The following is a 20,197-nucleotide window of genomic DNA, read 5'->3' as shown; positions in this document are numbered from 1 at the left end:
AAATTATCTAATCGATTTGCCTATCGAAAATAGCGATGCGTTGGGAGACGGACATGATTTTGTGCTGTGGCGAAGCGTTGATCGACATGCTGCCGCGGGAGACGACTCTCGGAGAAAAGGGCTTTGCGCCCTATGCCGGGGGTGCGATCTTCAACACGGCGATCGCGCTCGGTCGGCTTGGTGTGCCTACCGCCTTCTTCACCGGCATTGCCGATGACATGATGGGCGAAATACTGCGTGAGACGCTGGTTGCCAGCAACGTCGATTTCAGCCTTTGTGCCATTACGCCACGTCCTTCGACGGTTGCCTTCGTCAAGCTGGTCAACGGCCAGGCGACCTATGCCTTCTACGACGAGGGCACCGCCGGCCGTATGATTACCACGGATGATCTGCCGACGCTTGGTGACGATTGCGAGGCCCTTCATTTCGGCGCGATCAGTCTTATTCCAAGTCCCTGCGGCGAAACCTACGAGGCCCTGCTCGACCGCGAAGCCGACAAACGCGTCATCTCGCTGGATCCGAACATCCGCCCCGGCTTCATCAAGAACAAGGAGGCCCACATGGCGCGCATCAAGCGCATGGCGTCCAAGTCCGACATTCTGAAATTCTCCGATGAGGATCTGGACTGGTTCGGTTTGGAGGGCAGCCATGACGATCTGGCCGCCTACTGGCTGCAGCATGGCGCGAAGCTGGTCGTCATCACCAAGGGTGCCGAGGGGGCATCCGGCTATACCAGGGATCGAAAGGTCACGGTTCCCAGCCAGCGCGTCACCGTGGTCGATACTGTGGGTGCCGGCGACACCTTCGATGCCGGCGTGCTCGCGTCGCTGAAGATGGACAACCTGCTGACCAAGGCACAGGTTGCCTCCCTCGACGAAACGGCGCTGCAGAACGCGCTTTCGCTGGGTGCCAAGGCAGCTGCCGTCACTGTTTCCCGCGCGGGTGCCAACCCGCCGTGGGCGCGTGAAATCGGCCTCTGAGGTTCAGGATATCCTATCGAGAAATCCGAGCACTTCGCGATTGAAGTGCTCGGGTCGCTGCAGCGGCGCAAAGTGACTGACCCCGGGCAGGATGATCAGCCGCGCATCTGGTATCGCACCTGCGATGTAGTCGATATGCTCCCGCTTGATGAACTCGTCTCCGTCCCCTAGAACCACGGCGACCGGCACCTTGATGCCCTCAAGATCGTTCGCCGAATAATTGGGCTCCGTCGCCATCATCCGGCTTACATCTTCAACAAAGGCGTCGAACTGATCGGGCGTTGCCGACAGCGCGGCATAGTCCTTCCTGTGGCGGCTGAAGCAACGGTCGATGACCGGCGTTGCAACGAATGGTTTCGTGCCGCTCGGATCCATGCAGCAGGCGAAGAAGAAGACGCCGGAGACCCGGTGCGGCTGCTGGTCGGCGAGGATGAGCGCCGTACAGGCACCATCGCTCCAGCCGATAAGCGCAGCCCTCTCGATCTCCAGCTGGTCCATGACTGCAAGTACGTCCGAGGCCATGAGCTCGTAGCTGAACGGTTGCTCATCGCGCGTACTGCGGCCATGCCCGCGGCAGTCAATGACCACCACCTGCCAGCCCGATGCCACCAGTGCGGCGATTTGATGCCCCCAGTTTCCGCTATTGCCGAGCCCGCCATGCAGCAGGATCACCGCCGGCCCGGATCCATAGGTCGCGTGCCAGATCCGCCCGCCCGCATTTTCGACGAAGCCTTCCCTTCCGGTCTGAGGCAAAGGTGCTGCACCGTGCGCATCGAATTTCACAAGTTCGTCGTCTGTCACGTTCATCCGATCCTCTCGAAAGCCATTCGGAGAATGACGATTGGCGACACCGCATTTCGACATCGTAGGGAAAGCCCTGCGCCGCTGCTATACTTGGCCAAATGGAAGCTTGGATGCAACGGCGTCATTGGAAGAAGAAATACCGCGAAATTCCAGATGCTCTTGACCTTCGGCAGTGTCACGAGAGCTTCATGCTCTGGGCTTAATTCGGAAGGCAGCTATAACTATGCGGGCCAACACGCCCGGGCTATTTGCCTCGCGGGGCGCAAAAGGGAGACGAGATGACTATCATACACGGCGCACCTCCGTCCGATTGGCTTGAAGCTGAACTGGCCGACACCCTGGATGAGGACTACGAGCTCGAGTTGTCGGAGCCGGCTCTTTCGGACGAAATCCGGAAAATCTATCGCAAGGCGCATCCGGCCGCGATGCCCCGCATCGATTATTTCCGCGCGCTGCTCAGCCTCCAGGCCGAGCTGATCCGGCTTCAGGACTGGGTGACCTACCACAAGGAAAAGGTCGTCGTGATTTTCGAGGGCCGCGATTCAGCCGGCAAGGGAGGGGTGATCAAGCGGATCACCCAGAGGCTCAATCCGCGCGTCGCCCGCGTGGTCGCATTGCCTGCACCCTCCGACCGCGAGAAGTCGCAATGGTATTTTCAGCGTTATGTGCCGCATCTGCCGGCGGGGGGCGAGATCGTGCTGTTCGACAGGTCCTGGTACAACAGGTCCGGCGTCGAGCGGGTTATGGGATTTGCGAGCGAAGACCAGGTTTCGCAGTTTTTCCACGACGTTCCCGAGTTCGAGCGGATGCTCGTACGCTCTGGCATCCGTCTTGTTAAATACTGGTTCTCCATCACCGACGAAGAGCAGCAGTTGCGCTTCCTCGTGCGCATTCACGATCCGCTGAAACAGTGGAAGCTTTCGCCGATGGATCTGGAGTCGCGCGTCCGCTGGGAAAACTATACGAAGGCGAAGGAGGAGACCTTTGCGCGCACGAACATTCCGGAGGCGCCGTGGCATATCGTCGAGGGCAACGACAAGAAGCGTGCCCGCCTGAACTGCATCGATCATTTGCTGAAACAGTTCCCCTACGAGGACGTCCCGCATGAGGATATCGCTCTTCCGGAGCGCGTGTTCAATCCGGACTACGAGCGGAAGGTCCTGCCTCCGGAGCTCTACGTGCCGTCGAAATACTGAGAGGCACGGTTGCGCAGCCACTGACGCGTTAAACGCGCCCTCGTCCATCCGAGCAACACCTCCAATGGCCACTAGCAATTGGAGGGGGATCACTGGAACAGGGACGCAATGTCTGCATCACCGTTCTCCAAGCTCCCGCGGCTGCGGGAGCTTGCTTTCGTCTTGCCTCTTAACGGGCGAGGCTTGCCAAGGCCGCAACAAGACCCTGCGTTGATGAGTCGTGGCCCGCAGCGCTTTCCTTGCCTTCGATAACGGGCAGCAATCCCGTCGCCAGTTCCTTTCCAAGCTCGACCCCCCACTGATCGAAGGAGTTGATACGGAAAAGCACACCCTCGACGAAGACGCGATGCTCGTAAAGGGCGATCAGGCGTCCAAGCGCGTAAGGCGTCAGCTTGTCATAGACGAAGGTGATCGATGGCCGGTTGCCGGTGAAGACCCGGTGCGGTGCGATAAAGTCGGCTTGTCTGTCGTCCATGCCCTTGTCGGTCAGCTGCTTCTTGGCCTCCGCGAAGGTGCGGCCCTTCATCAGCGCTTCCGACTGGGCAATGACGTTGGCCATCAGCAGCTGGTGCTGGTGAACCAGATCGGGTTCGAAGGCGTTGGCCGCAATCATGAACTCTGCCGGAACGATGCTCGTGCCCTGATGTATCAGCTGGTAAAAGGCGTGCTGACCGTTCGTGCCGGGCTCACCCCAGACGACGGGGCCGGAGTTTCCTTCGACAGGCGTACCGTCGATCGTCACGCCCTTGCCGTTTGATTCCATGTCGAGCTGCTGAAGATAGGCCGGGAAGCGCGAAAGGCGCTGGTCGTATGGAAGGATCGCGCGGGTGGCATAGCCGAGCACATTGCGATGATAGAAGCCGATCAAGCCGAGTAGCATCGGGAGGTTCTTGGTAATCGGTGTCTTACGGAAGTGGTTATCGACGGCATGCGCGCCATCGAGGAATTCGCCGAAATTCTTCGGCCCAACGGCAATCATTAAAGGCAGCCCGATTGCGGACCAGATCGAATAGCGCCCGCCGACCCAATCCCAGAAGCCGAAGACACGGTCACTCTCGATGCCGAACGCGGCAACCTTTTCTAGCGCCGTTGATACGGCTGCGAAATGGTGCTGCACCGCAGCCTCGCCAAGCGCCGTGGCGATGAATTTGCGCGCGGTCTGCGCGTTTGTCATCGTCTCGATCGTCGTGAAGGTCTTCGATGCCACGATAAACAGGGTCGATTCCGGTTGAACCAGCTTCAGCGTGTCGGCAATGTGAGCGCCGTCGATGTTGGAGACGAAATGCGCGCGCGGGCCGTCATGGAAGGGCGCGAGCGCCAGCGTCGCCATGACCGGGCCGAGGTCCGAGCCGCCGATGCCGATATTGACGACGTCGGTAATCCGTTTGCCGGTGGCACCCTTCAACGCGCCGGAGCGAACGCCTTCGGCAAACTTGCCCATGGCGGCCAGCACGCTGTTGACCTCGGGCATCACATCCTTGCCGTCAACCAGAACGGGCGTGTTGGAGCGGTTGCGAAGGGCGGTATGCAGGACGGCGCGGTTCTCGGTGAAATTGATCGCCTTGCCCGAAAACATCTCGTCGCGCTTGGCTTCGACGCCGCCGGTTTCAGCGAGCTTGACCAGCAATGCCAGGATCTCGTCGTTTACGGCGGTCTTGGAATAGTCCATCAACAGGTCGTCGAGCGACACGGTAAAGCGGGAGAAGCGCTGCGGATCGGCGCCAAATGCAGCGCGGATGTCGGTGGCCTTGGTGGCAGCCGCTGTGCTCTTCAGTTGTTCGACGATGGCATTCATGGGAGGCTCCTTTGCAGGGCGAGAGGGTCGCGGAAACTATTCGCTTTGTAGGGCGCAAATCAAGTTCGGCGACCGTTCACAACGCAAAAAAGCCACCCGCGGCGGCGGATGGCTCGAGATTTCACGCAACCTTCAAGAATCAGCTGCGCAGATCCTTGCGCAAGATCTTGCCGACCGGTGATTTCGGCAATTCGGTGCGGAATTCGATGAAGCGCGGGCGCTTGTAGTTCGTCAGGTTCGCGGCGCAGTGGCTTTTTACGTCAGCCTCGGTCAGCGCCAGATCCTTGCGGACTACGAAAAGTTTCACGGCCTCGCCGGAATGCTGGTCGGCGATACCAATTGCTGCCGCTTCGAGAATGCCCGGATGCATGGCCGCGACCTCCTCGATTTCGTTCGGATAGACGTTGAAACCGGAAACGATGATCATGTCCTTCTTGCGGTCGACGATCTTTGTATAACCGCGCCCGTCCATGAAACCCATGTCGCCGGTGCGGAAGTAGCCGTCCGGGGTCATCGCGCGGGCAGTATCCTCCGGTTTTTGCCAGTACCCGGCCATGACCTGCGGCCCGCGGATGCAGATCTCGCCGACCTCGCCGAGCGACAGCGAATTGCCGTCCTCGTCGCGGATGTCGAGCTCGGTCGATGGAATCGGCAAACCGATGGAACCGGTGAACTCGGGGGAATCAAAGCGGTTGGCCGTTGCCACGGGGGATGTCTCGGACAGCCCGTACCCCTCGGTGATGTGGGAGCCGGTCATCTTCAGCCAACGTTCAGCCACTGGCCGCTGTACCGCCATGCCGCCGCCCAGCGACATCACCAGCGACGAAAAGTCGAGCTTGGCGAATTCTGCATTGTTCATCAGCGCGTTGAACAGTGTGTTGAGGCCTGGAAAAATATGCACGTTCGACTTGGAGAATTCCCTGACCAGCGCGGGGATGTCGCGCGGATTGGCGATGAGGACATTGTGTGCGCCAAGAGACATGCCCATCAGCGAATTCACCGTCAGCGCGAAGATATGATAGAGCGGCAGCGCGCACAGGAAATTCAGAACGTCCGGCTGCTTCTTGCTGTCGAAGGCGGATTTCAGCCAGAGCTGCAGCTGCATCTTGTTGCACAGAAGGTTGCTGTGCGTGAGGATGGCGCCCTTGGCGACCCCCGTCGTGCCGCCGGTATATTGGAGAAACGCGATATCGCTGCTTTTCAGGCCGCTAGGCTTCAGCGCCTTGCCTGAACCCTCGGCCAGGATCTGCCGGAAGGTCTTGTGCTTTGGGATCGACCAGGACGGGACGAGCTTCTTCACCTTGCGGACGATCAGATTGACGATCAGTCCCTTGGCGCCCAGCATCTCGCCGAGAGAGGTGACGACGACATGCCGCACATCCGTCTTCGCAAGAACCTGTTCGACTGTGCGGGCAAAATTCTCGAGCACGAAAATCGCCTTGGCACCGGAATCGGCCAACTGGTGTTCGAGTTCGCGTGGTGTGTACAACGGATTGACGTTGACCACCACCAGGCCGGCCCTCAGGATGCCGTAGACAGCAATCGGGGTCTGCAAGACATTTGGCATCATGACGGCGACGCGATCGCCCTTCTCAAGACCAGTACTTTGCAGCCAGGCGGCGATCTTTCGGGTAAGGTTCTCCAGCTCGCGATAGGTCAGGGATTTGCCCATGCTGGAAAAGGCTATTCGGTCGGCATAGCGCGCGCAGGATTTTTCCAGCAGTTCCGCCAACGATTCGTGCTCCATTGGCGGAAGCTCGGCCGGAACGACATCCGGGTAGGCGGCAAGCCACGGCTTTTCCGGTTTCGCAGCACTTGGATGGCCGGAAATGCTGTTCATGGTATCTCTCTCCCTGTCCGCTGCAGCCCGTCTAACCGGCAAGCCGATCGGTCGATCCTCCATCTCCCGAGCCGGCAGCTTATGTCATTGCTTGAATGGTTCAAGCCGAGATTAGAGCTATAATAACTTTGACGTAAACGTCAATATGAGCGATCTCCAACAGCGTCGCCGATGTGGGAACTTTGAGTAAGGCGCGGCGTTCTTCAGGAGTGGAATCAACCACGAGGAACCCAAAAGAGGAGGTGCAGATGCTGCATCAGGACGCTGACAACAACCGCCGCGACCCTAATGTCAAGGATACGCCAACGCTGATTGCTAGCGACCGGGTTGAGGGCACCCGTGTGTATGGTTCAGACGGCGGCCATATCGGCTCGATCGAACGACTGATTCTCGGAAAGCACGACGGCCGTGTGGCCTATGCAGTACTGAGTTTCGGTGGCTTCCTCGGCATCGGTCACGATCATTATCCGCTGCCTTGGGAGAAGCTGACCTACGATACACAACTGGATGGTTACCGTATCGACCTAACCAAGGAGCAGATCGACGGTGCGCCGAGCTATTCGGACGATGACGACAGCTGGTATAATGACAATGGCCGCCGGGTCTACGACTACTACGGCGTGCCACCTTACTGGATGTAACGTCGTCCGTTGGCGCATGACTTTATGATCATGCGCTATCCGCCACGCCGCAAGCGCCCGTTGGCTGCGCAGCGCGGCACGAGGAGCTGAACGGGCCCCGTCGTCGACGGGGCCCGTTCAGGCCGTTTGAACCAGATCGTTGGCGGATCGCAGTATTTTGCCGACGGTAATGTCTTTATATGAGATGGCCTGCGCCGTCTTCACCTTGAAGACATGGCTCTCGCCCGGCAGAAGCGTTACAAGCATCGAATCGACAGCTGCCGCCGGATCGAGACGGTCCGCCATCAGGCAGAGGTCCTTCAGGAAGCTTTCGGCCGTCACCCGGACATCGCAACCATCGGCGCTGCGGCTCACCTCCACGGCAAGACGCGGTGCCGGCAACCTTAGCTCGATATCCTCGACGAAATAGTGGAAGGCGCGCCGGTCGAGCATGTCGACGACGATCACCTCGTCGCTTGCCGCATCAGCCGTGGCGATATCCTTCGGCAGCGGAAATTCCTCGGCCTCGAAGCGGTCGCAGAGCAGCCGCCAGAATTCGAATTGGGCCAACACCGTGCCGTCGAGGCGCATGCGTTTGCCGCTGATCTTCGCCCGCCAGAACAGCGTCCGCTCGTTGACCGCAACAGCCGCCAGACCGGCCGCGCGCGGCTGGATAGTCAGGAGGCGAGGGTCGAAGGCTTTCTGCATGGCATACCAGAGTGGCTTGCGCCGTCCGGCCGAATCCAGCGCCGCCCAGGAGGTGACCGGCCAGCAGTCGTTGAACTGCCAGACGACGGCACCCTTGCAGATATTGCGATGCGAACGCATGTGCTCGACAGCAAAGCGGATGGCGCGCGCCTGGTTGAGCTGCGTGGCGAAATGCCAGTCGTCCATCGTCTGCGGCTCGGGCAGATGTCCGGCAAGGCCCCGGATCAGCTTGTCGTTGCCTTGCGTCGCCTTCTGGTGATGGAACACGCCGTTGGAGACCGGCGTCAGCGGCGCGTCATGCACGCTTTCCTCCAGCGTCGCCCAGTTCGGCGGCGCCTGCCAGCCGAATTCGGAGCAGAAGCGCGGGATATAGTTGCGATAGACCTCGTAGCCGACATCGTTCCAGACGTCCCAGATATGCTTGCAGCCATGCGCATCGGCGTTTGGTTCGATCTCCATCGTGCCGGAATAGGGGCTGCCCGGATAATAGGGTCGATCCGGGTCGAGTTCGGCGCAGAGCTTCGGCAGCACGTCGAGATAGTAGCCAAGCCCCCAGCTGGTGCCATCCTTGATGATCGGCCGCCAACCCCATTCGTCGAAGCCCCAGATATTCTCGTTGTTGCCGTTCCAGACGATCAGCGAGGCATGCGGCATCAGACGCACGACATTGTCGCGCACCTCCGCCTCGACCTCGCTGCGCAGCGGCTCCTCCTCCGGGTAGGAGGCACAGGCAAAGAGAAAATCCTGCCAGACCAGCATACCAGCGCGGTCGCAGGCCTCGTAGAATTCGTCCCGCTCGAATATGCCGCCGCCCCAGACGCGCAGCAGGTTGATATTGGCCGCCTTTGCCTCATCGATGCGCGAGGCATAGCGCTCTGCCGTCACTCGCGACGGAAAGCAATCGTCGGGAATCCAGTTGGCGCCACAGAGGAAAAGCGGCACATCGTTGATGACGAAGGTGAAGGCCGAACCGTGCTCGTCGGCCGAGGTGTCGAGCCTGACCGACCGGAAGCCGATCTCTCTCGAATATTCGTCGAGTAAATCGTTGCTTACGCTATCTCGCATTTCGAGACGCAGCGGATAGAGCGGCTGCGCGCCGAGATGATGCGGCCACCAGATCTGCGGCGAGGGCACGCGCACCTCGAAGCTGGCTTCGTCCATGCCCGCGGCAACCTCGATGCTCTGTCGAACGCCGCCGATCTCGGCCGTGAGTGTATACGCCACCGCCGCATCCGCGCGCGCCAATTGCGCAACGATCGTCACCAGCCCGTCGCCGCCGGCAAGCGTCGCCGATACCCGCGTTTCCGCTAGCCGCGCCCGGTTCCAGCTCTCCAGCCGCACGGGCTTCCATATGCCTGAGGTCACCAGCGTCGGACCCCAGTCCCAGCCGAAATTGCACGCCATCTTGCGCATCAGGTTGCCCGGCCCCGGGTAGTTGTTCGGGCGGTAGCCATAGTGCGCTTCCATCTCCTCGCCATAGGCGTAGGCGGAGCGGAAGGTGACACTGAGCTCGTTGCCGCCATTTCTCAGCAGCGCTGAAACGTCGAATCGGTAGGTCCGGTGCATGTTGAAGGTCCGGCCGATTTCCTCGCCGTTGAGGACGATCGTCGCGATCGTATCGAGCCCCTCGAAGACCAGTTCCTGCACCTTGGCCTCATCAGGCTCGGCCTCGAAGCTGCAATGATAGGTCCAGTCTTCACGGCCGATCCAGTCATTGGTGATCTCGTTGACGTCGATATAGGGATCAGGGATCAGCCGGCTTGCCAGCAGGTCGAGATGCACGCAGCCAGGCACGCTGGCCGGAATCGTGGCAGGCAGGTCAGGTTTTCCTGCAACGTTGCAGGAGAGTGTCCAGCCGCGGTTCAGTTCGGTCTTTTCGATCATGATGTGCTCTTAGAGGTAGCGGCCGTGGCGCTGCAGGACTTCGATCTTGTAGCCGTCCGGGTCGCTGATGAAGAAAAACAGCGCCAGCAGTTTGCCGTCGCGGTTGAGCTCGACGAGCTTGCCGGGGTTGAGGCCGGCTTCCGCCAGCCGCTTGTGCTCGACGGCGACCTCGTCCACCGAGACGGCAAGGTGACCGTGGCCGTCGCCGAGACTATAGGGCTCGACCCGGCCCTGATTGACCGTCAGTTCCAGCTCGAAGCCGGTTTCCCGGTTGCTAAGATAGATCAGCGTGAATGTCTCGAATTCGATGCGGTCAGCAATCTCTAGCCCGAACACCTTGCCGTAGAACTCGACCGAGCGTGCCTCGTCGAGAACGCGGATCATGGAGTGGATCATCTTGGCCAAGGCTGCCTCCCATTGCCGATATCACGGCAGCCTTGGTAGCCGCAGCATCACGCCTGGCGCAAGCCCATTCTTCGCGTGATTGCGCTTTCGACGAGCCCCATTGCATCGTAGATCAGCACCGCCATCAGCCCGACGATCAGGCCTCCCTGGAGGATGAAGGCGGTATTATCGGAGATCAAGCCGGCGATGATCACCTCGCCGAGCCCCTTGGCTGCAACCGTCGAGCCGATCGTCGCAGTGCCGATATTGATGACTGTCGCGACCTTCAGGCCCTCAAGTATGAGCGGCATGGCAAGCGGCAGTTCCACGCGGAACAGCCGCTGCCTCGTGTCCATGCCCATGCCGTCGGCAGCGTCGAGCACCGATGGCGAAACCTGGTGGAGACCCGCCACCGTGTTCTCGAAGATCGGTAGCAGCCCGTAGAGAAAGAGCGCGATCAGCGTCGGCGCGGCGCCGAAACCGGTAGCGGGAACGGCCAGTGCCAGCACCGCAACGGGAGGAAAGGTCTGGCCGGCATTGGCGATTGCCCGCGACAGCGGCAGGAAATCCTCGCCGCTTTTCCGGGTGACGAATATGCCGCCGAGGATGGCGAGGATAGCGCTGCCGACGATCGAGATCGCAACAAGATAGAGATGGGCGGCGGCCAGCAGCGGCAGGCTGTTTTGTGTATAGACAGCCGGTGCGCCGTTGCTTGTCAGCGGCACGAACAGGAACGACAGCCATTCCGTCTTGAACAGCAGGATCAGCAGCACGATCAGCGCCGTAACGCGAAACAGGTTGGCGACGATCAGTCTCATGCCTTGCGACCCAACTCGAGCAGTCGTGTCATCGAGATTGAACCCACCGGTACTTTTTCGGCATCCTGGACGGCCGCCTCCTCGGCGCCCTGCCAGATCATCTCGGCCAGCGCATCGCGAAGGCTGAGCGATTGTGGCAAGACATGGGAGAGGCCAGCCTTTGCGGGGGCCATGCTTCCGGAAAGCGGCAGCAGCGACATCAGCTTCAGCGCCCGGTCGGAAGTGCCGGTCAATTGCTGCACGAAGGGGTCGGCCGGTTCCGTCAGGATCTTTTCCGGTGTCGAGCATTGCAGCAGTTTGCCGGCGCTCATCACCGCGATCTGGTTGCCAAGATGAAAGGCCTCGTCCATGTCGTGGGTGACCAGCAGGACGGTGGTGCCGAACTGCTTCTGGATCGCCAGGAGATCGTCCTGCGCCTTTCCGCGGATGACGGGGTCGAGTGCGCCGAAGGGTTCGTCCATCAGCAGTAATTCCGGTTCGGCGGCTAGAGCCCGCGCTACGCCGACGCGCTGCTGCTGGCCGCCGGAAAGCTCGTGCGGATATTTGCCGGCGAAGGTGGCATGGTCGAGGTTGAAGAGGCCAAGCAGTTCCTCGACGCGGTTGTCGATCGCCGCCGTCTCCCAGCCGAGAAGCTGCGGCACGGTCGCGATGTTCTGCGCCACCGTCCGGTGCGGGAATAGTCCGTGGCCCTGGATGGCATAGCCGATCTTGCGCCGCAAATCGGTGACCGGCACGGTCATGACGTCATGACCGTTGACGAAGATTTGCCCCTCGGTGATCGGTACCAGCCGGTTGATCATCCGCATCAGGGTCGATTTGCCGGACCCCGACGTGCCGACGATCGCGGTGATCGAACCTTTTTCGACGCTCATCGACACATCGTCGACGACGGTCGCTGCGCCGTAGCGCTTGGTGACGTTGCGGATCTCGATCATGCTCATGCTGCGGTTCCCCGTATGCTGTCGATGACCGCATCGAGGATGACGGCCGAGGAAAAGGCGAAGAAGACGGTCGGCACGGCGCCGAGCAGCACAAGGTCCATGGCGGTCTGGCCAAGGCCCTGGAAGATGAAGATGCCGAACCCGCCGCCCCCGATGAGCGCGGCGACCGTCACCAGCCCGATCGACTGCACGAGCACGATGCGGATGCCGGTGAGGATGACCGGAAAGGCGAGCGGCAGGTCGATGCCGGTGAGGATTTGCCGGCGTGTCAGCCCCATGCCGGCCGCGGCGTCGCGTACGGAGGGATCGACGCCCTGCAGGCCGACGACGGTATTGGCGACGATCGGCAGCAGCGAATAGAGGACCAATGCGATCAGCGCCGGTGCCGCGCCGATGCCGCGAATGCCGAGAGCGGCGGCGGCAGGGACATGCGTTGCAATGTAGCCGAGCGGCAGCATCAGGATACCGAAGAGGGCAAGGCTCGGAATCGTCTGGATCAGGCTCAGGCCCTGCAGCACGGAAGCGCGCAGCTTCGGTACCCAGAAGCAGAGGATGCCGAGCGGCAGGCCGATGACGACGGCGATCAGCAGTGAACCAAATGCAAGCAGCAGGTGCGCAAGCGCCTCGGTCCAGAATTGATCGGACCGCGTGGCGAACTCCTTCATGATCGAGAGGCTGTCGAGCAGACCGGAGGACAGGAAGAGGCCCGAAAGGGCCGTATACGCGGCAAGGCTCGCGATGCGCATCCACGGTGTCAGTTTGATCTTCACCAGCGCGTCGGAGACGACAAGGCCGATGACGGCAAACAGAACCCAGAATCCCGCGCCCGGGGTCATGCGGGCTACAGTACTGTTTACCGGCGTGAAGGCCGTCGCGACGAAACCAATGGCGGCGAGCAGGGCGGCGAAGCAGAGCGTTGCAATGACCAGCCTGGTAAAAGGGTTCTGCAGGTAAAGGACCGCGAAGGCGGTGGCGACGAGAAGGAGCGTCAGGACGAGGACTGAAGGCTGGCCCAAGAGGTGGGTTAGCAGCAGCGGTTTGCCGGCCGCAATGCGGTTGGCCTTCACGTAGATGAAGGGCAGAAGCGCCGTGGCGATTGCAGCGGCGGCAACCAGAACCACGCCGAGCCGGTCCAGTTTGCGGACCGCTAAAGTTTCTTCCATCAATCCATCCCTGTCCGGAAAAAAGTGCTCCGCCTCGCTGCGAGGCGGAGCATCGGGCGACGAGATTACTTCAGGAAGCCCTTTTCCTTCAGATAGCCTTCGGCAACGGCCTTTGCCGGCTCGCCGTCAACCTGGATCTTGCCGTTCAGCCTGCGCAGGTCGTCTGCGGTCAGGCCCTTGAAGATCGGGGCAAGTACTTCCTCGATCTTGGGATTTGCCTTCAATACCTCCTCGCGGATGATCGGGGTCGGCGCATAGACCTGCTGCACGCTCTTGTCGTCTTCGAGAACCGTCAATTCGGCAGCTTCGATGGCACCGTCAGTGCCGTAGACCATGGCGGTGTTGGCGCCGTTCGTCTGGTCGGCGGCGGCCTTGATGGTGGCGGCGGTGTCACCGCCGGACAGCACGATCTGCTGGTCCGGCTTCAGCGTGAAGCCGTAGGTCGTCTGGAAGGCGGGCAGCGCACCTGCTGAATTGACGAACTCTGCGGAAGCCACGAGCTTGGCGGCACCGCCGCCGGCAACCCACTTGCCGAAATCCGACATCGTCTTCAAGCTGTTTGGCGCCGCGACGTCGTTGCGTACGGCGATCGCCCATGTGTTGTTGGCAGGCGACGGCGTCAACCAGACTATCTTGTTGGCGTCGTAGTCCAGCTTCTTGGCCATGTCATAGCCCTGCTGCAGGTTCTTCCAGGCAGCATCGTCAGGCTTGTTGAAGAAGAAACCGGCATTGCCCGTGTATTCGGGGTAGATGTCGATTTCGCCTGCGGTGATCGCCTTGCGCACGACGGGCGTCGCGCCGAGTGCGATCCGATCCTGCGTCTTGATGCCGTTTGCGTTCAGCGCCAGCGCGATGACGTTACCGAGCAGCGTGCCCTCCGTATCGATCTTCGACGAGACGACGACGTCGGCGGCCGCAACCGCGCCTGCCGAAAAGGCAGAGAGCGTGACGGCAAGTGCGATTTTCTTCAGCATGGAATGTCCCCTTGATTTACACCGTTAAATCTCGCGGAAAGCTCTGGCGGCGAGCCTCCCACGTATAAAATTGCCAGCGAAGACAGAGCTGCTGCCGTCACCCAGGAAATACGTGCGTTTTGGAAATAGCGTGCGCGCTCGAAAAATCGATGCAGTCCCCTCCAGTTTTGCACTAGCGGCGTGATTATGGCTGCGAATGCAAATAGTTGCGCGCAATCGCATTCCGTTTTCGATCGCTGCCGCGATTTGTTTTTGTTCCCTTGCGTGTTTCCACGGATATCCGGTGCTATTTGCGGTTCTTGCGCCGCGTCCGGTTTTATTCTTGGAAAGGACGATAGCCCTCCTGTTTTATCGCAGGGATATCTTTTTTCACGAACACATCATATCGTTCCGTTTTCAGCTTGTTACGGAGAACGCGCTTGCAGCTAGGCTCATTGGTCGTCGCCAGTCATGTGTTGTCATCGGGTTCGATACGCGCGACAGCCCGCGAGCTATCGCTGGCGGCCTCCACCGTTTCAACAGCCGTGCGCCACCTCGAAACCGAGCTGGCAATCAAGCTGACGGAACGCAGCTCCGGCGAACTCTCGACACTGCTTGCCAGCGCCAAGGTGCGAGAGGGTCTTTGCCCGATCGTGCGATCGGCGGAGGAACTGGCCGGTTGGATCGGAAGCGGTCAGAGTTCCCGTCTCGCGATCAAGATCGCTACCATGGAACGCTTTCTGGAGGTATCCGATCAAGGCAGCATCAACCGCGCCGCCCGGCGGCTGAAGCTCGGCCAGCCGCAACTCTCGCTGCAGATTGCCACGCTGGAAAAGATGTCTGGCAAGCGGCTCTTCGAGCGTCAGGCTCATGGTTCGTCGCTGACGGAGGAGGGGCGGCGTGCCTATGCCATCTTTTCGACCATCAGCCAGGCCTGGAACGATCTGAAGTCTTCGGCGGACGAACGCTACCAGCGTACGGTACGCTCGTTGAGGATCGGCTCGATCATTCCAACCGGATCGGAGAGCTGGGTCGCCCGTTGCATGGGAACGCTGGTTTCGGAGTGGAACGCCAGCCGCAACAAGAACACCATCTCACTCGTGTTGATGACGGCGGATGACCTGCGGGAGGCGTTGAAATCCGGCCGCATTGACGTGGCGATCTTGGATTCTGTTTTCGGGCTTGATCGGTTCCAGCATCGCGAGCTTCTGCGCACGGACATGGTGGCAATTGCGCCGCCGCATGGTAGCGAGCGCTCGGTAGGCGAACTGGTCGAGAGCCACGCGATCTGCACACCAAGCTCCCGAACTGGGCTTGGCCATGCTGCGATGGCGCTCGGTCATGAGCGCAGCAAGCGCCGTTTCCGCAACCAGGACATAACGGCCGCCGATTCCTTGCCGGTCATCGTGGATCTCGTCGCCAACCACGGCTATGTCTCGTTCCTTGGTCGCGCCAGCGCCATGCCGATAGCGGACAAGGTGCGCATCGTCGAACTCGACGAACATATCCCGCTGTCCTACCACGTCGCCTTCAACCATAGAAAAGCCTCGGCGGAGGCCAGCGCCATGATTATCGCGGCCGTCGCTAAAATTGTTGCCGAACCGGTCGCGCAAACGGCCGCCTTCGCTTAAAGAGCATCGGCGGACGAGGGAGATTCGAGCGTGACGATTTTGCTGGAAGTATGCGTGGACAGCCGACAGGGCCTGGCAGCCGCAATCGAAGGTGGCGCGAGCCGTATCGAACTGTGTGCGGCTCTGGAACTCGGCGGCCTGACGCCGGTCGCCGGCCTCATGAAGGCCGCCGCCGCTGCTCCCATTCCTGTCTATGCAATGATCCGCCCACACGCCGGGGCCTTCGTGTTCGATGCAGCGGACGAGGCGGCCATGATGGCCGATATCGACGCCGTACGTGCCTTCGGTCTCGCCGGGGTCGTCATTGGAGCAAACCGGGCGGATGGGACGCTGGACCTGCCTTTGATCCACCGTTTGAAGTCTCATGCGGCAGGGCTCGGATCGACCCTGCACCGTGCGTTCGACCTAGTGCCGGACGCGGACGCCGCGCTGGAGCAGGCGGTCGAACTTGGCTGCGAGCGCATTCTCACCTCCGGCTGCGTTCCGAAAGCGATCGACGGTCTCGACATCCTCGCACGTCTTTCGAGGAAGGCGGCCGGTCGCATTTCGATCATGCCGGGTAGCGGGGTTCGACCCGCCAACGTGGCCGAGGTCCTCCGCGCCACTGGCGCGGCCGAAGTACACGCGTCCTGCAGTACGCCCGCTGCAAGCCTCGATCCGCGCGCAGTTGCCTTCGGGTTCGAAGCAGCGACATTCAACATGACAGACGCGGACGTCGTTCGCCGGATGCGGCAGGCGATCGACGCCTTCTAGGCGCCAATCTTGATAACCGCTTTGATCAGTCCGCTCTTCTCGTGCGCCCAGCGGGCGAGGTCGTGGGGTGCATCGACAAGTGTCGTGCGGTGGGTGATGAGTTTTTCCACCGGCACGAGGCCTCTGGCAATCGAGTCCGCGACGTGTTCGAAGTCGACACGCGTCGCGTTACGGCTGCCGATCACCATCATCTCGCGCTTGTGAAACTCGGGATCGGAAAAGCGGATGTCATCTTTGACGACGCTGACCAGAACCAATGCGCCGCCGTGGGCGACAAAGCTGAACGCCTTTTCAATCGAGGGGCCGTAGCCGGTGGCGTCGAAGACGACATCGAAGCCATCGCCGTCGGTGCTGGCCCTTATCGCATCAGCCGCGCCGTCATTCGCAACGATGCCGGACGAAAAGCCGAAACGCTCGGCCGCCATCTGCAGGCGCTCGGTGCTGGTATCGAGCAATGTCACCTCGTGGCCCGCAATCCGTGAGAAAATCGCGGCCCCCAGTCCGATCGGTCCCGCGCCGATGACGAGCGAGCGCGATCCGGACGGTGCCATCGAACGGCGAACGGCGTGCGCCCCGATCGCCAGGAACTCGGTGGTTGCCGCAGCCTCGAGACTCACGCCTTTCGCGACATAGAGATTGCCTGCCGGGACCACGATCTCCTCGCAGAATGCACCATCGGTATGGACGCCCAGAACCTTGATGTTGGTGCAGCAATTCGGTTTATCCTGTCGGCAGGCAACGCAGGCGCCGCACGAAAGGTAAGGATTGACAATGACCGGTGTGCCCGCTGCCAGCGCCACGCCGGCACCGGCCTCCAGAAGCGTTGCCGATATCTCATGACCCATGACGCGCGGGTATTCGAGGAACGGATGCTTGCCTTCGAAGATATGGTAGTCCGTGCCGCAGATACCGACATGGCTTACGGCGAGCCGGACCCAGCCTGCTTCAGGCGCGCCGGGCGAGGGGCGCTCGACGAGGTCGAGGACGCCCGGCTCTTGGCAGAGGACTGCTTTCATGACGGAATTGCCTTCTTCAAATTGAGGATGCCGGTTCCCCGGGGGGCGGCTCCTGTCCTGTCGCTCGCTTTATGAACTGCGGCGGCGGCGCAACTGGTCGAAGTAGACGATCACGATGATCAGCAGGCCAGTGATGATGCGTTGCCAGAAGGAATTGACGTTGAGCAGGTTCGCGCCGTTGTTGATGGTCGCCAGAATGAAGGCGCCGATCAGGGGGCCGTGGACCGATCCGACTGCGCCGAACAGGCTTGTGCCGCCGATGACCGATGACGCGATTGCCTGCAGTTCCCAGCCGTCCGCCTGCGTGGCGTTGCCGATGGCAATGCGCGAGGCAAGCAGGATGCCGACGAAGGCGGCGAAGGTAGCCGAGAGGATGTAGGCCATGTAAATGATCGCGCTGACCCGGACACCCGAAAGGCGCGCTGCTTCGCTGTTCGAGCCGACCGCGAACAGATAGCGCCCCCAGCGGCTGAGATGCAGCAGGATATACGAGGGGATCGCGACCAGGATCACCATCCAGAACAGACTTGGTATTCCAAGAAAATCGGCGCGCGAGAAGTTGGCGAATGCCTCGTTAGTGATGTTGATCGACGATCCGTTGGTGATTAGCAGACCGAAACCGCGCAACGCCGTCAGGGACGCGAGCGTGATGATGAATGGCGGCAGTCCCATATGCACGATGCCGAAGCCGTGAAAGGCGCCGATCGCGACGCCGAAGGCGAGCGTCAGCAGGATAGCGGCCCATACCGGGAAACCGGCTTGCAGCAACCACGCGACAATGACGCCGGCAAAGCCGACGATGGCGCCGACCGAAAGATCGATGCCGGCGGTGATGATGACGAAGGTCTCGCCGAGTGCGAGGATCGCCGTCATCGATCCCTGGCGCAACAGGTTGCTGATGTTGAGCGGCGTCCAGAAGCTGGTAGTAACAAGACCAAGCGCGACCCAGAGCCCGATCAGCAGCCCGATCAGGGTGAGCCCGAAGAGGATGTTCACTTTGCGGCGTTGCTTCGGAGCAGCGATCTCTGTGGGGGTTACGGTCATTTCTCTCTCCCTCTTATTCTTCCGCTCAGACGCCGATTGCTTCGCTGAGGACTTGTTCGTGTGGCGCGGCATGGAAGTCATGGCTCGCCACCAGCCTGCCGCTCCGGAAGACATGCAGTTCGTCGGCCAGTTCATAGACCTCGGGCAGATAGGACGAGATCAGGATGATGCCCGCGCCCGATTTCAGAAGCTTGGCGAAGAGCCGGTAAATTTCAGCTTTGGTGCCGACATCGACCCCGACCGTCGGCTCGTCGAAGATGAACAGGCGGGCGCCGTGGCTCAGCCATTTCCCGATGACCACCTTCTGCTGGTTGCCGCCCGACATGGCTGAAACCAGCACGCGCCGGCTCGGTGTCTTGATGCTGAGGTCGCGAATCTGCTGGTCGGCATTCTTTGCCTCCTCGCCCAGGCTGATCACCGGCCCCCTGCTCAGTCGCTGGAAGACAGGCAGGTTGATGTTCAGGCCGATCGGAAGGTTGAGGCATAGCCCCTGGTCGCGGCGGCTTTCAGGCGCAAGCGCGATCCCAAGCTCCATTGCCGTGCGTTCGTTCTTGATGTTGACCTTGTTTCCCATCCAGTGGATTTCGCCTGCCGTGGTCTTCTCACGGCCGTAAAGCCCGAGTGCGAATTCGCTGCGGCCGGCGCCGATCAGGCCGTAAAGACCGACGATCTGACCGGCTTTGACCGAAAGCGACACATCCTGGAAGCCGGGGCCGGAAAGCCCGCGGACATCGACGATCGTCTCGCCGATAGCAATCTCTTCCTTGTGGTAAATCTGCTCGATGGTGCGGTTGATCATCAGTGCGATCAACTCGTTGTCGTTGGTCTCGCCGATCAGGCGCGTGCCGACATGGGTGCCGTCACGAAGCACGGACACGCGGTCCGCAAGCTCGAAGACCTCTTCCATGCGGTGGCTGATGTAGACGATGGTGACGCCTTCGCTCTGAAGCCGTCGGATCAGCTTGAAGAGCTGTGCCGATTCCTGTCGCGTGAGGTAGGCGGTCGGCTCGTCGAAAATCAGAAACTGGGTGCCGCGCATCGCTGCCCGGGCGGTCGCGACGAGTTGCTGTTGTCCGATCGTCAACTCGCTCAGCAGCGCGGCGGCCGGCAGCCCGAAGCCCAGATCGTCGAGGACGGCCTGGGCCATCTTCACCATCTGCTTCTTGCGCATCAGTCCGAAGTTGTTGACCTCATCGCCGAGAAACATATTGGCGGCGACGGTCAGATGAGGGCACAGCACCACTTCCTGATGGACCGCGTTGATACCGCGCGCAATCGCCTCGTTCGGCGTTGCCAATGCAACGGAGTGGCCGCACCACAAAATCTCGCCGGCCGTCCTGGTTATGACACCCGTAAGAAGCTTGATCAGCGTTGATTTGCCGGCGCCGTTTTCGCCGACGATCGCGTGAATTTCACCGGCCAGAAACGTGATCGTCGCCGGTTTCAGCGCCTGAACGTAGCCGTAATTCTTCTGCAGTCCCTTGAGTTCGAGGATGGGTGACCCCGCCGGAATGCGGTTTGCCTCTTTCAGCGTCGCGCTGTCATCGTGGCGATGACTGATCTCTTCCAGGCTCATGGCGTCTTCTCCTCCTCGCGAATTCCTGTTTCCCCACCAGTCATCCACGCTTCCTCGGGCAGACGATACCATAGGCGAAGAAAAGGCCGCG

17 protein-coding genes are annotated in these 20,197 nt (G+C 60.9%); 5 read left to right on the top strand and 12 right to left on the bottom strand.

All coding sequences use genetic code 11. The annotated features are described in order from the left end of the window. Nucleotides 1–53: 53 nt before the first annotated feature. On the top strand, nt 54–980 hold the full coding sequence (locus ASC90_RS00765; protein WP_056535184.1) for a carbohydrate kinase: 927 nt from the start codon (nt 54–56) through the stop codon (nt 978–980). A 3-nt stretch (nt 981–983) separates the two neighbouring features. Here the strand turns inward: ASC90_RS00765 and ASC90_RS00760 are convergent, their stop codons facing one another. After that, a complete protein-coding gene (locus tag ASC90_RS00760) occupies nt 984–1,787 on the bottom strand; it encodes an alpha/beta hydrolase (protein WP_056534305.1) in 804 nt (267 codons plus the stop codon). 275 nt (nt 1,788–2,062) lie between these two features. On the opposite strand from ASC90_RS00760, the gene ppk2 reads away from it, so the two are divergent. Beyond that, nucleotides 2,063–2,980, top strand: a complete 918-nt coding sequence (gene ppk2, locus ASC90_RS00755; RefSeq protein WP_056534303.1) for a polyphosphate kinase 2 — start codon at nt 2,063–2,065, stop codon at nt 2,978–2,980. Between the two features lie 169 nt (nt 2,981–3,149). Here ppk2 and pgi read toward each other — a convergent pair whose 3' ends face one another. Then, nucleotides 3,150–4,775 (bottom strand): glucose-6-phosphate isomerase, encoded by a 1,626-nt coding sequence (pgi, locus tag ASC90_RS00750; protein ID WP_056534301.1) that lies wholly within the window; start codon nt 4,773–4,775, stop codon nt 3,150–3,152. Between the two features lie 139 nt (nt 4,776–4,914). Then, complete coding sequence (locus tag ASC90_RS00745) at nt 4,915–6,615, bottom strand: long-chain fatty acid--CoA ligase (RefSeq protein WP_056534299.1); 1,701 nt, start codon at nt 6,613–6,615, stop codon at nt 4,915–4,917. Nucleotides 6,616–6,863: 248 nt separating this feature from the next. Here ASC90_RS00745 and ASC90_RS00740 point away from each other — a divergent pair, with 248 nt between their 5' ends. Further along, nucleotides 6,864–7,256: a PRC-barrel domain-containing protein gene (locus ASC90_RS00740; RefSeq protein ID WP_056534296.1), complete on the top strand. Its 393-nt coding sequence runs from the start codon at nt 6,864–6,866 to the stop codon at nt 7,254–7,256. Nucleotides 7,257–7,373: 117 nt separating this feature from the next. On the opposite strand, the gene ASC90_RS00735 is transcribed toward ASC90_RS00740, so the two are convergent. The 6 genes from ASC90_RS00735 to ASC90_RS00710 all read right to left on the bottom strand — a co-directional run bounded on the left by ASC90_RS00735 (nt 7,374) and on the right by ASC90_RS00710 (nt 14,107). Next, the gene (locus tag ASC90_RS00735; protein ID WP_056534293.1) at nt 7,374–9,827 is read right to left on the bottom strand and encodes a glycoside hydrolase family 2 protein; all 2,454 of its coding nucleotides are present in this window, start codon (nt 9,825–9,827) and stop codon (nt 7,374–7,376) included. 9 nt (nt 9,828–9,836) lie between these two features. Continuing rightward, nucleotides 9,837–10,232, bottom strand: a complete 396-nt coding sequence (locus tag ASC90_RS00730) for a VOC family protein (protein WP_056534291.1) — start codon at nt 10,230–10,232, stop codon at nt 9,837–9,839. A 47-nt stretch (nt 10,233–10,279) separates the two neighbouring features. Further along, a complete protein-coding gene (locus tag ASC90_RS00725; RefSeq protein WP_056534289.1) occupies nt 10,280–11,029 on the bottom strand; it encodes an ABC transporter permease in 750 nt (249 codons plus the stop codon). Next, nucleotides 11,026–11,970, bottom strand: coding sequence for an ABC transporter ATP-binding protein (locus tag ASC90_RS00720; protein WP_056534287.1), 945 nt, complete (start codon nt 11,968–11,970; stop codon nt 11,026–11,028). The genes ASC90_RS00725 and ASC90_RS00720 overlap by 4 nt, the downstream gene beginning before the upstream one ends. Continuing rightward, entirely contained in the window at nt 11,967–13,133 is a 1,167-nt protein-coding gene (locus tag ASC90_RS00715) for an ABC transporter permease (protein ID WP_056534286.1), read from the bottom strand. The genes ASC90_RS00720 and ASC90_RS00715 overlap by 4 nt, the downstream gene beginning before the upstream one ends. A gap of 65 nt (nt 13,134–13,198) precedes the next feature. Further along, nucleotides 13,199–14,107 carry an ABC transporter substrate-binding protein gene (locus ASC90_RS00710; RefSeq protein ID WP_056534285.1) on the bottom strand — a complete coding sequence of 303 codons (909 nt, stop codon included), beginning with the start codon at nt 14,105–14,107 and terminating at the stop codon, nt 13,199–13,201. Nucleotides 14,108–14,526: 419 nt separating this feature from the next. Between ASC90_RS00710 and ASC90_RS00705 the strand changes: the two genes are divergently transcribed. After that, nucleotides 14,527–15,717: a LysR family transcriptional regulator gene (locus ASC90_RS00705; RefSeq protein ID WP_056534284.1), complete on the top strand. Its 1,191-nt coding sequence runs from the start codon at nt 14,527–14,529 to the stop codon at nt 15,715–15,717. Nucleotides 15,718–15,747: 30 nt separating this feature from the next. Further along, nucleotides 15,748–16,470: a copper homeostasis protein CutC gene (locus ASC90_RS00700; protein WP_056534283.1), complete on the top strand. Its 723-nt coding sequence runs from the start codon at nt 15,748–15,750 to the stop codon at nt 16,468–16,470. Here the strand turns inward: ASC90_RS00700 and ASC90_RS00695 are convergent. The 3 genes from ASC90_RS00695 to ASC90_RS00685 form a co-directional block, all read right to left on the bottom strand. After that, on the bottom strand, nt 16,467–17,486 hold the full coding sequence (locus tag ASC90_RS00695; RefSeq protein ID WP_056534281.1) for a zinc-binding alcohol dehydrogenase family protein: 1,020 nt from the start codon (nt 17,484–17,486) through the stop codon (nt 16,467–16,469). The genes ASC90_RS00700 and ASC90_RS00695 overlap by 4 nt on opposite strands. Nucleotides 17,487–17,555: 69 nt before the next feature. Next, complete coding sequence (locus ASC90_RS00690; protein ID WP_056534279.1) at nt 17,556–18,530, bottom strand: ABC transporter permease; 975 nt, start codon at nt 18,528–18,530, stop codon at nt 17,556–17,558. 25 nt (nt 18,531–18,555) lie between these two features. Continuing rightward, a complete protein-coding gene (locus ASC90_RS00685; protein ID WP_056534277.1) occupies nt 18,556–20,106 on the bottom strand; it encodes a sugar ABC transporter ATP-binding protein in 1,551 nt (516 codons plus the stop codon). Nucleotides 20,107–20,197 lie beyond the last annotated feature (91 nt).

Origin of the sequence: Rhizobium sp. Root1220, assembly GCF_001426265.1 — a bacterium.
In the GTDB taxonomy this organism is placed as follows: Bacteria; Pseudomonadota; Alphaproteobacteria; order Rhizobiales; family Rhizobiaceae; genus Rhizobium.
This window is presented reverse-complemented; position numbering and strand designations above follow the sequence as displayed.